Here is a 12,060-nt window from a genome sequence, read left to right on the forward strand (position 1 = left end):
TCCGGGGACCGCTCCGTATACGCGCACACATGCGCACGGAGCGTGATGACCCGCTTACCGTAACGCAGCCGAAAAGCCACACTCGCCACACAGCGGAAACATCAGCCATAAGGGTGGTTTTTGCTGAAACGCGACAACGCCCTGAGATATCGGCGCAGGCTCGCCCCAGTTCGATCGACGGTGTTCGAACCGTCCGGAGCGCCATACGAGTTGAGGAATACAGCGCGCCTGCCGCACGGGATCACGGTGACAACCATCGAATGAGTCGATTCCAGAGCTGCCCGACTTCGTATGAGCCGCGCCCACAGGCCGGCAGGGCCTCGTGCCCACCTTGATGCCGGTGTCTTCATCGAGGTCGTCAAAGGTGCGGCAGGCGTGGGAGGCCGCCGCGGAGAGGTGAAGCTGACCGATCAGCGTCACAGCCGTCACGCTCGCGGCGCCACGCCGGCACGGCCCGCCCATTCCTCCGGACCCGCGTAGGGGCCGCCGTGCCGCCGAACCGGTGAGCCTCCGTGCCGGGCGGCGCGGGTCCGTGGCGGGACGCGGGTGGCGTCCCAGACTGCTGGCGCAGGCCGGGCTCCCTGGGGTGTCCGGCATCGGGCCCGGAACCTTCGGAGGCAGCACCATGCAGGTCATGAAGGCAGCAGTCGTCAAGGACTTCACCGCTCCGCTCGTCGTCGAGGACGTCGAGCTGCCGGAGCCGGGGCCGGGACAGGCTCTGGTGAAGGTGCTGTACTCGGGGGTGTGCCACACCGATCTGCACGCGGCCCACGGTGACTGGCCGGTGAAGCCGACCGTCCCGTTCGTACCGGGACACGAGGGAGTCGGTGAGGTCGTGGCGGTCGGTGACGGGGTGACACGGCTGACGATCGGGGACATGGTCGGCAACGCGTGGTTCTGGTCGGCGTGCGGGGCATGCGAGTTCTGTGAGACGGGACGGGAGACGCTCTGCCCGGAGCAGCGGAACGGCGGGTACTCGGTCGACGGTTCGTTCGGGCAGTACATGCTGGTCGACGCCGCGTACGCACCCGTCATCCCGCCGGGTGTCGAGCCCTCCGCCGTGGCGCCGATCCTGTGCGCGGGGGTCACCGTCTACAAGGGGCTGAAGGAGTCCGAGGTCAGGCCGGGGCAGTGGGTGCTGATCTCGGGTGTCGGGGGCCTGGGGCACATCGCCATCCAGTACGCGCGTGCCATGGGCATGCGGGTGGTGGCCGTCGATGTGGCGGACGACAAGAGCGCGCTGGCCCGCCGCCATGGTGCCGAACTCGCGGTCAACGCGCTCACCGATCCGGACCCGGCCGCGACGATCAAGGAGTTCACCGGGGGCGGGGTCCACGGCGGGCTGGTGACCGCGGTCAACGGTGCGGCGTTCTCACAGGCCGTCGGCGCGCTGCGGCGCGGCGGGACGCTTGCGCTGGTGGGGCTGCCGCCGGAGCAGTTCCCGCTCGACATCTTCTCCACCGTGCTGTTCGGTCTGACGATCCGGGGTTCGATCGTGGGCACCCGGGCCGACCTGGCCGAGGCCATCGACTTCTTCGCCCGGGGCCTGATCAGCCCGACGTACACGGTGCGCCCGCTCACCGACATCAACGCGATCTTCGACGAGATGACCGCGGGACGGATCGACGGGCGCGTGGTGATGGACATGAGCGCGAGCTGAACGGCGGGGCTCAGGCCGCCAGCCGTACCTCCGCGAAGGGTATGGCCGTGTCCCGGCGGTGTGCGGGCTGCGGGCGGGACAGGGACTGCTGGGCGAGCGAGAGTACGTCGGTCAGGCCGAGGCCCAGGGCATGGGAGGCCGCCGCGAGGAGCTCGGACGACGCCTCCTTGCGGCCGCGCTCGATCTCGGAGAGATAGGGCACCGAGATCCGGGCGGCCTCGGCGACCTCCTTCAGTGTCCTTCCCTGTGACTGCCGTTCCTCGCGCAGGACGGCTCCGACGAGGTCGCGCCACAGGGGTTCGGCGGCGGTCACGGGCCGGATCGGGACGACGCGGGCCCGGTGGTCCGGGGCGGGCTGGCTGCTCATCGCTCCAGCGTAGGGAGAAGTGGCCCGGCACGGAACGGGGAGTCGCTCCGCGCCGGGCTGATCTGCTGCCGGCAGAACGGGGAACCGGCATCGCGTCCGGTCGGACCCGGACCCGGGCCGCGGGACCCGAGCCCGGGCCGCGGGGCCTGTGTCCGGGCCGCGGGGCCTGTGCGCCGGTGCCGGTGCCGTCCCCGGACGGTCAGGTACTGGAACGGGCACGGGCACAGGTCCCGGCACCAGCACGGGTACGGGCCCCGGCCCCGGCCCAGGCCCCGGCTCCGGCTCCAGCACCGGCGGTCAGCCGCCGATGTTCGCCTGCGGGCCGGCGTACTGCTTCAGCAGGGCGGGGACGTCGGCGGCCGGGTCCAGGGTGTAGCCGTAGTGGTCCGACGGCTTGAACGTCGTGCCGTTGGTCTGCTGCTTGCCGGTGCAGGAGACGCAGATGCTGCCGGTCTGGGTCAGCGACGCCGCCGAGGTGTCGTTGTAGTAGGGGTTGGCGACGTTCTGGTAGTAGCTGTTCTCGATGACGGTCTTCGAGGCACCGCGCGAGAGGTTGCCGTACGAGGACACGTTCTGCATGTAGTTGTTGTAGAGGTGGGCATAGGCCACGTTGTCGATGCTGGGGTTGCGCTGGCCGGTGTCGTGGATCCAGTTGTGGTGGATGGTCATCCTGGCGGTCACGTTGTCCGTCCAGCCGATGCCGAAGGCCTTGTTCTGCTCGCCCAGGACGTTCCAGGAGACGGTCAGGTAGCTGGTGTCCTTCCGGCTGTCGATGAGCCCGTCGTTCATCCGCTCGATGCGGTTGTGGTCGATCCAGATGTGGTCGGCGGTGTCCATCTGGATGCCGTCGTAGTCGTAGTCCTTGTCGTCCGGGTCGTCCTCGGTCATCAGGGTGTCGCGGATGGTGAGGTTGCGGATGATGACGTTGTGGACGCCGGTACCGAGGAAGAAGCCGCCGCCGACGATCTGCCCGGAGGTTCCGACGCCGATGATCGTCTTGTCGGACTTCACGGGGATCTCGTGTCCGTACGGGGTGACGGTGATCGCGGCGGCGACCTTGATGACGTACGGCGCGGAGGCGGTGGCGTACGTCACCAGATCCGCGTAGTTCTTGACGGTGACGGTCGTGCCGGCCGCACCGCCGGTGGTACCGCCGCCGGTGGAGGCGAAGCCGTCGGCCTTGTCGGACCAGACGCGTCCGCCGCCGACGGGGTTGAAGGCCCACTGCTTGTTGCTGTTGTGGGTGCAGGTCTCCTGGATGATCGCCGCACCACTGGCCGTGGACGCACCCTTGTCACTCATGCACAGACCGCTGTTGACGTTGACCACCTGATACGTGCCCGTACCACTCGGTGACAGCGTCCACTGCTGGTTGGCCTGACCGGAACCACAGCCCCACTGCTGGAGCCGCACCCCGCTCTCCTTCGAACCAGCCGGAACATCCACACACTTACCACTGCTCCGGCTCACCAGCCGGTACCTGTCCGACCCGTCGGCCTGCAACGTGAACTGCTGCCACGCCGCACCCTCCGTACACCCCCACTGCTGAAGAAGAGCACCGTTCGCCGACGACGCCCCAGGGACGTCCACACACATCCCGCTCTTCTTCACCACCAGCTGATACACCCCACCCGCCCCCGGCGACACCACCGCCCCGGCGGGAGAGGCCAGACCACCGGCGAGCACTCCGCCGACGGCCAGGAGCAGGGCCGTCAGCAGGGCTCCGAGTCTCAGGGTTTTCCGCTTGTTCCTGTGCTGTGACCGTGCGCGCATGTGTGTTCGTTCCTCTCGTTTCGTCCGTGTACGGAGGCAGGTTCGGGTTCGGGTGTGAGTACGGGAGCGGGGCCGTGGTGCGCGGGAGGGTCAGCGCACCGGGTTCCAGCCGTCGGTGCCGGCCAGGTACTTCTGCGGGGTGTGGTCCGCCGCCTGGGCGTCCGTCATCTGAGGGCGGTTGCCGTTGACGGTGGCTCCGGGGCCGGTGTTGCGGTACTCCGAGAAGCGGGCGTTCTTCCAGGAGTTGCTGGACATGTCGGTCCAGGGCTGGGCCGTGGCCAGGGCCGAGGAGAGGGAGGACTCCCGGTACAGCACCTGGGCGTCGGCCCGCCACGGGCGCCCGAGCTGGGTGGTGTTCGACACGGCTCCGGTGATGGAGGAGCGGTAGAAGAGGAAGCCGTACGCCTTGTCGGCGGGGGTGCTGGCCGCGGTGATCGGGCCACCGGTGCTGCGCTTCTCGTGGATGGTGCAGCCGTGGAAGACGGCGGTGCCGCCGCCGTAGATGAAGTCCACGGTGCCCTCGACGTAGGAGTCCACGACGTAGGCGCGCGCCTTGTTGTTGAGCAGGAAGGTGTCCTGGTCGCCGAGGAGCCGTACGTCGTCCAGGACGGCACGGTCGGCGTCCAGGTACAGGGCGAGGGCCTGGTGGCCGGTGTCGGCGGGGTTCTCGTCGTAGTCGTTGGAGAGGGTGAGGTTGGTGGCGGCGAAGTCGTGTCCGAGGGCGACGACGGTGGCCGAGCCGGCCGTGCCGTAGGCGCCCGCGTGGCGGTTGTTGACGATGACGACGTCGTCGGGCGAGTCCCCGAGGCCCTTCAGGCTGATGAAGGGTTTGTCCGCGGGGATGTTGACCTGCTCGCGATAGGTGCCGGGCTTGATGGTGAGGGTGACCCGGCTGGCGTTGCCGCTGCCGACGGCGTTCACGGCGGCCTGGACGGTCCGGTAGGTACCGGTGCCGTCGGCGGCGACCGTGGCGGGAGCGGTGGAGCCGCCGACGGGGTTGAAGGCCCACTGCTTGTTGCTGTTGTGGGTGCAGGTCTCCTGGATGATCGCCGCACCACTGGCCGTGGACGCACCCTTGTCACTCATGCACAGACCGCTGTTGACGTTGACCACCTGATACGTGCCCGTACCACTCGGTGACAGCGTCCACTGCTGGTTGGCCTGACCGGAACCACAGCCCCACTGCTGGAGCCGCACCCCGCTCTCCTTCGAACCAGCCGGAACATCCACACACTTACCACTGCTCCGGCTCACCAGCCGGTACCTGTCCGACCCGTCGGCCTGCAACGTGAACTGCTGCCACGCCGCACCCTCCGTACACCCCCACTGCTGAAGAAGAGCACCGTTCGCCGACGACGCCCCAGGGACGTCCACACACATCCCGCTCTTCTTCACCACCAGCTGATACACCCCACCCGCCCCCGGCGACACCACCGCCCCGGCGGGAGAGGCCAGGGTGCCCGCGGCCACGAGCGCGGCGGGCAGGGCGAGGGTCAGTACACGGCGCCTCTTGTTCGGTTTCCCGGTCACTGTTCGCTCCTCCAGATGGGGGGGTCGCCGCGGCGCTGTGGCGCCGTGGTGTCCAGGTAGAGGCCCGGGGCGGGCGGAGATGACAGAAATCCCGGAAGTTTTTCCGCGGTGTGCCGGACAGGTTTCTTCTTTACGGCCCGGTGGCCGTGTGTCACGATGCCTGGCGCCGGGGCCTGTTCGGTCGTGTGTACGGGCCGCCCCGGCCGGTCCCGACGCGAGCGAGGGAGCCGTGACGGGATGACGGACAGCGAGGCCGGTACGCGGGCGGGAGACATACCGGCGCTGGTGGAGCGTGCCAGGGACGGTGATCCCCGGGCCCTGGAGGAACTGCTCGCCGGGCACCTGCCGTTGGTGTACGGGATCGTCGGACGGGCCCTCAACGGCCATGCGGACGTGGACGATCTGGTGCAGGAGGTGATGTTCCGCGTCGTCCGCGCCCTGCCTTCCCTGCGGGAGCCCGCACGGTTCCGCTCCTGGGCGGTGGCGATCGCGTACCGGGAGATCCAGCGGTACCAGCGGCGTACCGTCCGCGAACGGCTGCTGAGGCACGAGGTGGCCGAGGTCGCCGACCCGCTCACCGACTTCGCCGAACGTACCGTCGCCGAGCTGGAGCTGACCGGACAGCGCCGGGAGCTGGCACGGGCGGCCCGCTGGCTGGACGACGGGGACCGCCGGCTGCTCGCCCTGTGGTGGGAGGAGGAGGCGGGCCGTCTCACCCGGGCGGAGGTCGCCGGGGCGCTCGGTCTGGGCCCCGGGCACACCGCGGTGCGGGTACGGCGGATGAAGGGCCGGCTGGAGGCGGCGCGCACCCTGGTCAGGGCGCTGGCCCTGACGCCCCGCTGCCCCGGGATGGCGGACGCGGCCCGGGGCTGGGACGGCTCCGCCGGTGCCCTGTGGCGCAAGCGGCTGGCCCGGCACGTGCGGGGGTGCCCGCGGTGCGGGGCGGAGGCGGACGGGCTGGTGGCCCCGGAGAAGCTGCTGCCCGGTCTGGCGCTCGTACCGGTACCGGGCGGGGTGGCCGACGGGGTCCGGCAGACGGTGGAGGCGTCGTCCCTGGCCGGGCAGGCGGCCGCCGGGCGGCTGCGCGACCTCCTCACCACCAAGTCGGTGGCGGCCTCCGCGGCGGTGTGCGCGGTCGTCGCCGGTGGTCTGAGCCACCCGGTGTGGCACACGCCCGCCCCGGAGCCGCGCGAGGCCGCGCCGCCCGCCGCGAGCCGGCCCGTGCGGCCGGCCCCCTCCCCCGCGGACCCGGCCCCGGAACGCTCCGCGGCCGCGTCGCCGTCCGCCTCCGCCCCCGTCTCCGCGTCGCCCTCGGCGTCACCGGCCCTGCGGGCCGCCGCCGCGGGCGGACCGCTCGGGGTGACGGGCGGCGACATCTATCTCGCGCCCGGCGGTTCGGACACCGGGGACGGCAGCAGGGCCCGCCCCTACGCCACGCTCGCCAAGGCCGTGTCGGTGGTGCGGCCCGGACAGACGATCGCGATGCGCGGGGGCACGTACCGCCCGGACCGGGGCACCACCCTCACCACCGACGGCACCGCCGCCCGCCGCATCACCCTGAGCAACGTGCGCGGCGAGCGGCCGGTGATCGACGCCTCGGGCATCCCGGCCGGTACCTGGGCGATCACCCAGCAGGCGGACCACTGGACGGTGCAGGGGCTGGAGATCCGTGGTTCGGGCAGCCACGCATACGTCTGCCGGGGCTGTGCGGACACCGTTTTCCGGGGCCTGGACCTGCATGACAACGCGGAGTCCGGGCTGACCCTGCGCGACGCGGGGACGCGGGACAACGCCGTGCTGGACAGCGACTTCCACGCCAACGGGCCGGGGAGCGGCGGGGTGGGCCTCGGGGTGAAGTTCGGTTCCGGTACGGGGAACGTGGTCCGGGGCGTGCGTGCCTTCGGCAACGGCGCCGACGGCGTCGACCTCGGCGGTTTCGCCACCCCGGTGGCGGTCCGGGAGTCCTGGTCCTACCGCAACGGCAACGGCTTCACACTCGGCGGAGGCGGCACCTCCGCCGCCGTGGCACACGTCCTGACCGACAACGCGGCCTGGGACAACACCGGGTCCGGCTTCAACGACGAGGGCAACCCGGGCGCGATCCGCCTGGTGCGCAACACGGCCTTCCGCAACGGCACCGGCTTCCACCTGCCCACGGCGGCGGCCGTGCTGACGGCCGGTGCGGCGGCGGACAACGCGCGGGGCCGCGACACGGTCCTGTCGGGGAGGGCCCGTTCCGAGGACAGCAGCTGGGACGGCGGCGGTGCGGCGTTCGCCGTCACGGACCCGGCCACCGCCGAGGCCGCCCGCCCCGCCGACGCGTCGCTGCCCCCGACCTCCTTCCTGGCACCCGCCGGAGGAGGCCCGGGGGCACGCATGGCGGCCTCCGCGCCGTCGTGACCGCCCGTCCCCCCGGGTGCGGCGAGGACCCGCGCCCGGGGAGACGGGCGGTGTCCGGGTCGGGGGACGGCCGCGGTGTCCGCGCGTACCAGGACGCCCACCGGTACGGGAGCGCCCGTACCCGCGTGCGGGAATCCGGCGGCGCCGGCGGAGGAGCACACCGCTGACGGCCGTCCCCGAGGCAAAGTGCCACCACGGCCGCCCGGGGCCGGCTCCGGCGGGGCGGCGGGCGGCACGCTGTCGCCCCGCCGGGGCCCGCTCCCCGTCAGGACGTGGTGAGGAAGCAGGTGTAGTCACCGGACACGACGGTGCCGGTGACCTCTCCGCCGAACGTCTGGTCGACGGTCCCGTACCCGAAGACCTTCAGTCTGCCCGGGACGGCGGCCTCCCGGACCCAGGCGTCCGGGGCCTCGGCATGGATACGGCGGCACTGCTCCTGGCCGTAGACGTCCGGATCGGAGTACTCCGCCCTCATGGGGAAGGTCTCCTTCACCTCGGTCTGCCCCAGCACCCTGACGGTGTGCTTCTTTGCGCAGTCGACCGGCCGTACGACCGCGAAGCCGCCGAGTCCCGTGTCGGAGGCGGCGCACCGGCCGCGCTTCATGTCACCGATCGGGGTCAGCACCTCGGCGGCGTCCTGGACGTCCCCGTCCGGCTCGTGCCCGCTGACGGGTTCGCCGTAGGAGCCGATGGTGTAGGCCGCCTCCAGGGAGGTGATGCCCTCGGCCCGGTCGTCGTCCTTGCTCAGGGTGACGAGCAGGGGGGAGAGATCGGCGGTCACCTCGCTGAGCCGCCCGGCCGGGTCGAGCCGTACCGTGACCTCCACCTCGTCGCCCTGGGTGACCTGGAGCTCCGGGGGCAGCAGTTCGGCGGCCGTCTCGGGCAGCGTGGTGACCCGGTAGAGGCGGCCGCCGGCCTCGTCCTGCTCCGGGGCCGTGCGGGGGATCATGCGCGGGACGAGGTCGGCGAGGGTGCCGCTGTACGGGGCCACGTCGCCGGCCGTGTGGGCGGAGACCGCCCTGGTGGGCACGCCCAGGCGGGTGATCGCCTCGGGGGTGTAGCGCAGCCAGGGTGACGAGTCCTGCCGGACGTAGACGTCGTCGCCCCGGGTGGACAGGGTGCGTCCGGCCGTCGAGCCGGGTTCGCCGACCAGCTCGGCCCCGCCCTTGTCGAAGCCCCGGTCCACCTTCAGGGTGACGGCCGCGCGGGCGGTCCCCTTGTCGAAGTCCAGACTGCCCTCGGTCCGCTCGACGGCCTTCCCGCCCCGGGAGGTGTAGGTGAGGGTGGAGGTGAAGGCGGCCGTACCGGTCCCCCGGGTGGCTTCGGTCGCCGCGTTGAACTGCTCCTGGAGCGGCAGACCGTAGACGGCCTTCCCGGTGTCCTGTTCCTTCGTCTCCGCGCCCCCGCACGCGGCCGTCGCGGCGAGTGCCGGTATCAGGACGAACGCGGCGGTCCAGCGTCTTGCGGTTCTCATGTTCCCCACCCTGTGCACCTGTTGTGAACAGGAACTCTGCCCGGGGCACGGGGGCGGGCGCCAGCACGGGGTGATCACGGAACGCGTAAGGGGACGGCCCGGGAGGCAGCTGCCTCCCGGATCGTCCCCCGGCCGGGCACCGGGCTCAGATCAGGCCCTGGGCCAGCATGGCGTCGGCGACCAGCTCGAAGCCCGCGATGTTCGCGCCCACGACGTAGTTGCCGGGGCTGCCGTACTTCTCGGCGGTGGTGTAGCAGGAGTCGTGGATGTGGCGCATGATCTCCGCCAGGCGCTCCTCGGTGTGGGCGAAGGTCCAGGAGTCGCGGGAGGCGTTCTGCTGCATCTCCAGCGCGCTGGTGGCGACACCGCCCGCGTTGGCGGCCTTGCCGGGGGCGAAGGCGACACCGGCCTCCTGGAAGATGCGGACCGCTTCGGGGGTGGTCGGCATGTTGGCGCCCTCGGCGACGGCCTTGACACCGTTGCGTACGAGGGTGAGGGCGTCGGCCTCGTGGAGTTCGTTCTGGGTGGCGCAGGGCAGGGCGACGTCCACCGGGACGTTCCAGACACCGGCGCCCTCGACGTACTTCACGTGGGGGCCGCGCCGCTCGGCGTACTCGGAGATCCGGCCGCGGCCCGTCTCCTTGATCTCCTTGAGCAGGTCGAGGTCGATGCCCTGCTCGTCGACGACGTAGCCGCCGGAGTCGGAGGCGGTCACCACGGTCGCGCCGAGCTGCTGGGCCTTCTCGATGGCGTAGATGGCGACGTTCCCGGAGCCGGAGACCGCGATGCGCCGGCCGTCGAGGCTGCCGCCCTGGCTGCGCAGCATCTCGGCGGTGAACATGACGCAGCCGTAGCCGGTGGCCTCGGTGCGGACCAGGGCGCCGCCCCAGCCGAGGCCCTTGCCGGTGAGGACACCGGACTCGTAGCGGTTGGTGATCCGCTTGTACTGGCCGAAGAGGTAGCCGATCTCCCGGCCGCCGACGCCGATGTCACCGGCGGGAACGTCGGTGTACTCGCCGAGGTGGCGGTGGAGCTCGGTCATGAAGGACTGGCAGAACCGCATGATCTCGGCGTCCGAACGGCCCTTGGGGTCGAAGTCGGCGCCGCCCTTGCCGCCGCCGATCGGCATGCCGGTGAGGGCGTTCTTGAAGATCTGCTCGAAGCCGAGGAACTTCACGATGCCGAGGTTGACGGAGGGGTGGAAGCGCAGCCCGCCCTTGTAGGGGCCGAGCAGGCTGGAGAACTCGACGCGGAATCCCCGGTTGACGTGGATGTCGCCGGAGTCGTCGGACCACGGCACCCGGAAGATCAGCTGGCGCTCGGGCTCGCAGATCCGCTCGATGACGCGGGCGTCGACGAACTCGGGCCGCTGGGCGAGCACCGGGCCGAGGGTCTCGAGCACCTCGCGTACGGCCTGGTGGAACTCCTTCTCGCCCTGGTTACGCCTCAGAACCTCCGCGTACAGCGGCTCGATGACGCGGTTCTCGGCGGCGTGCGGGGTGAGAGAGGCGGAGTTGGCCGGCATCTGATCAAGACCTTCCACTGGATGGGCTCATGCGCTCGGCGCTCCCGTCCCGGGGCGCGCCGCTGGTGGTCCTCTCGCGGAGGAGTCACAGAGGCGACGCTGCCTCCGAAGACATGGGGAACCATTGCACAGCACAATTGTCCCAGGGACCAGCGTGGAGCTGCCATGGTGTCCACGCGGGGGCCGGGGCCGTGCCGGCTGGTTCCGCCGCCGCAGGGCGTCGGAACCCCGGTTCCGCAGGGCCCTTCGGATCTCGGTGCCGCACGTGGTCCGGCCCGGGACGTGGCGAACCTCACAGTCCCGGGGGGAGGGCTGTGAGGTCCGTGCGGTCAGTACTCGCCCGACTCGCGGGGTTCGCGGCGGAACCAGAGCCCGATGCCCGATCCGATCACCACGGCGCCCGCGCAGGCGCTGAGCACGATCCGCGGTGCGCCGTCCTCCATGAGGTTGAGGAGGAGGTTGGCGGCGACGGCGAGGCAGAGCAGGGTCCAGAGCAGGGCCTTCATGGGTTCCTCCGTGGTCGGGCGGGTGTGTGTCCAGTCTTCCCGGGGGCGGCCGTCCCCGGGAGGGAGGCCGCACCCGGGAAAGGGGTGTAGCGGGCTGCACCCCGCCCCGCGGAGGACCGGCCGTCAGGCCGCGGCGTTCTCGGTGACCGTGACCCTCCCCTTCCTGATCGTCGCCACCCGTGGCGCCTTGCGGGCGAGGGAGCTGTCGTGGGTGACCATCACGAAGGTCAGCCCGTGCTCCTCCCGGAGGCCGTCGAGGAGTTCCATGATCTCGTCGCGCATGGACTCGTCGAGGTTGCCGGTCGGTTCGTCGGCGAGCAGCACCTTGGGCCGCTTGACCAGGGCCCGCGCGATGGCGACGCGCTGCTGCTGGCCGCCGGACATCTCGCCGGGCAGGTGGGTGGGGCGGTCGCCGAGGCCGACCGACTCCAGGGCTTCGGCGGCCCGTTCGCGCCGGGCCTTCGCGCCGAGGCCGAGGGGGACGAGGGCGGTCTCGACGTTCTCCCGGGCGGTGAGGGTGGGGATGAGGTTGAAGCTCTGGAAGACGAACCCGATGGATGCGGCGCGGATCTCGGTGAGCCGGGACTCGGGGAGCTTCGCCAGGTCGACGCCGTCGAGTTCGACGGTCCCGGAGGTGGGCCGGTCGAGGCCGCCGAGCATCTGGAGGAGGGTGGACTTGCCTCCGCCGGTCGGGCCCTGGATGACGAGCCGGCCCCCGTCCTCGATGGTCAGGTCGACGCCGGCGAGCGCGTCGACCGGGTTCTTGCCGCGCATGTAGCGCCTGGTGACTCCGGTGAGCTGGTACATGGTGAACTCCTGCTGTGC

The 12,060-nt window shown here is 71.3% G+C and carries 9 protein-coding genes; 2 read left to right on the forward strand and 7 right to left on the reverse strand.

Going from position 1 to position 12,060, the window contains the following annotated elements; all coding sequences use genetic code 11:
• Positions 1–634 precede the first annotated feature (634 nt).
• Complete coding sequence (adhP, locus tag CP967_RS12045; protein ID WP_150487987.1) at positions 635–1,660, forward strand: alcohol dehydrogenase AdhP; 1,026 nt, start codon at positions 635–637, stop codon at positions 1,658–1,660.
• A 10-nt stretch (positions 1,661–1,670) separates the two neighbouring features.
• Here the strand turns inward: adhP and CP967_RS12050 are convergent, their stop codons facing one another.
• The 3 genes from CP967_RS12050 to CP967_RS12065 all read right to left on the reverse strand — a co-directional run bounded on the left by CP967_RS12050 (position 1,671) and on the right by CP967_RS12065 (position 5,330).
• Positions 1,671–2,027, reverse strand: a complete 357-nt coding sequence (locus CP967_RS12050) for a helix-turn-helix domain-containing protein (protein WP_150487988.1) — start codon at positions 2,025–2,027, stop codon at positions 1,671–1,673.
• Between the two features lie 297 nt (positions 2,028–2,324).
• Entirely contained in the window at positions 2,325–3,800 is a 1,476-nt protein-coding gene (locus CP967_RS12060) for an RICIN domain-containing protein (RefSeq protein WP_150487990.1), read from the reverse strand.
• A gap of 90 nt (positions 3,801–3,890) precedes the next feature.
• On the reverse strand, positions 3,891–5,330 hold the full coding sequence (locus CP967_RS12065; RefSeq protein WP_208838867.1) for a pectinesterase family protein: 1,440 nt from the start codon (positions 5,328–5,330) through the stop codon (positions 3,891–3,893).
• A 237-nt stretch (positions 5,331–5,567) separates the two neighbouring features.
• Between CP967_RS12065 and CP967_RS12070 the strand changes: the two genes are divergently transcribed.
• Positions 5,568–7,730 carry a sigma-70 family RNA polymerase sigma factor gene (locus tag CP967_RS12070; protein ID WP_150487991.1) on the forward strand — a complete coding sequence of 721 codons (2,163 nt, stop codon included), beginning with the start codon at positions 5,568–5,570 and terminating at the stop codon, positions 7,728–7,730.
• A gap of 265 nt (positions 7,731–7,995) precedes the next feature.
• On the opposite strand, the gene CP967_RS12075 is transcribed toward CP967_RS12070, so the two are convergent.
• The 4 genes from CP967_RS12075 to CP967_RS12085 form a co-directional block, all read right to left on the reverse strand.
• Complete coding sequence (locus CP967_RS12075; protein ID WP_150487992.1) at positions 7,996–9,204, reverse strand: hypothetical protein; 1,209 nt, start codon at positions 9,202–9,204, stop codon at positions 7,996–7,998.
• A gap of 145 nt (positions 9,205–9,349) precedes the next feature.
• The gene (gene gdhA, locus CP967_RS12080) at positions 9,350–10,729 is read right to left on the reverse strand and encodes an NADP-specific glutamate dehydrogenase (RefSeq protein WP_150487993.1); all 1,380 of its coding nucleotides are present in this window, start codon (positions 10,727–10,729) and stop codon (positions 9,350–9,352) included.
• Between the two features lie 329 nt (positions 10,730–11,058).
• Positions 11,059–11,235, reverse strand: a complete 177-nt coding sequence (locus CP967_RS33965; RefSeq protein WP_167535373.1) for a hypothetical protein — start codon at positions 11,233–11,235, stop codon at positions 11,059–11,061.
• A 123-nt stretch (positions 11,236–11,358) separates the two neighbouring features.
• Positions 11,359–12,042, reverse strand: coding sequence for an ABC transporter ATP-binding protein (locus CP967_RS12085; RefSeq protein ID WP_150487994.1), 684 nt, complete (start codon positions 12,040–12,042; stop codon positions 11,359–11,361).
• Positions 12,043–12,060: the final 18 nt, after the last annotated feature.

The organism is Streptomyces nitrosporeus (assembly GCF_008704555.1).
In the GTDB taxonomy this organism is placed as follows: Bacteria; Actinomycetota; Actinomycetes; order Streptomycetales; family Streptomycetaceae; genus Streptomyces; species Streptomyces nitrosporeus.

Coding starts and splice junctions, on each gene's coding strand:
- CP967_RS12085 (WP_150487994.1), bottom strand. CDS start 12,042: ATGTACCAGCTCACCGGAGTCACCAGGCGCTACATGCGCGGCAAGAAC.
- CP967_RS12050 (WP_150487988.1), bottom strand. CDS start 2,027: ATGAGCAGCCAGCCCGCCCCGGACCACCGGGCCCGCGTCGTCCCGATC.
- adhP (WP_150487987.1), top strand. CDS start 635: ATGAAGGCAGCAGTCGTCAAGGACTTCACCGCTCCGCTCGTCGTCGAG.
- CP967_RS33965 (WP_167535373.1), bottom strand. CDS start 11,235: ATGAAGGCCCTGCTCTGGACCCTGCTCTGCCTCGCCGTCGCCGCCAAC.
- CP967_RS12070 (WP_150487991.1), top strand. CDS start 5,568: ATGACGGACAGCGAGGCCGGTACGCGGGCGGGAGACATACCGGCGCTG.
- CP967_RS12075 (WP_150487992.1), bottom strand. CDS start 9,204: ATGAGAACCGCAAGACGCTGGACCGCCGCGTTCGTCCTGATACCGGCA.
- gdhA (WP_150487993.1), bottom strand. CDS start 10,729: ATGCCGGCCAACTCCGCCTCTCTCACCCCGCACGCCGCCGAGAACCGC.
- CP967_RS12060 (WP_150487990.1), bottom strand. CDS start 3,800: ATGCGCGCACGGTCACAGCACAGGAACAAGCGGAAAACCCTGAGACTC.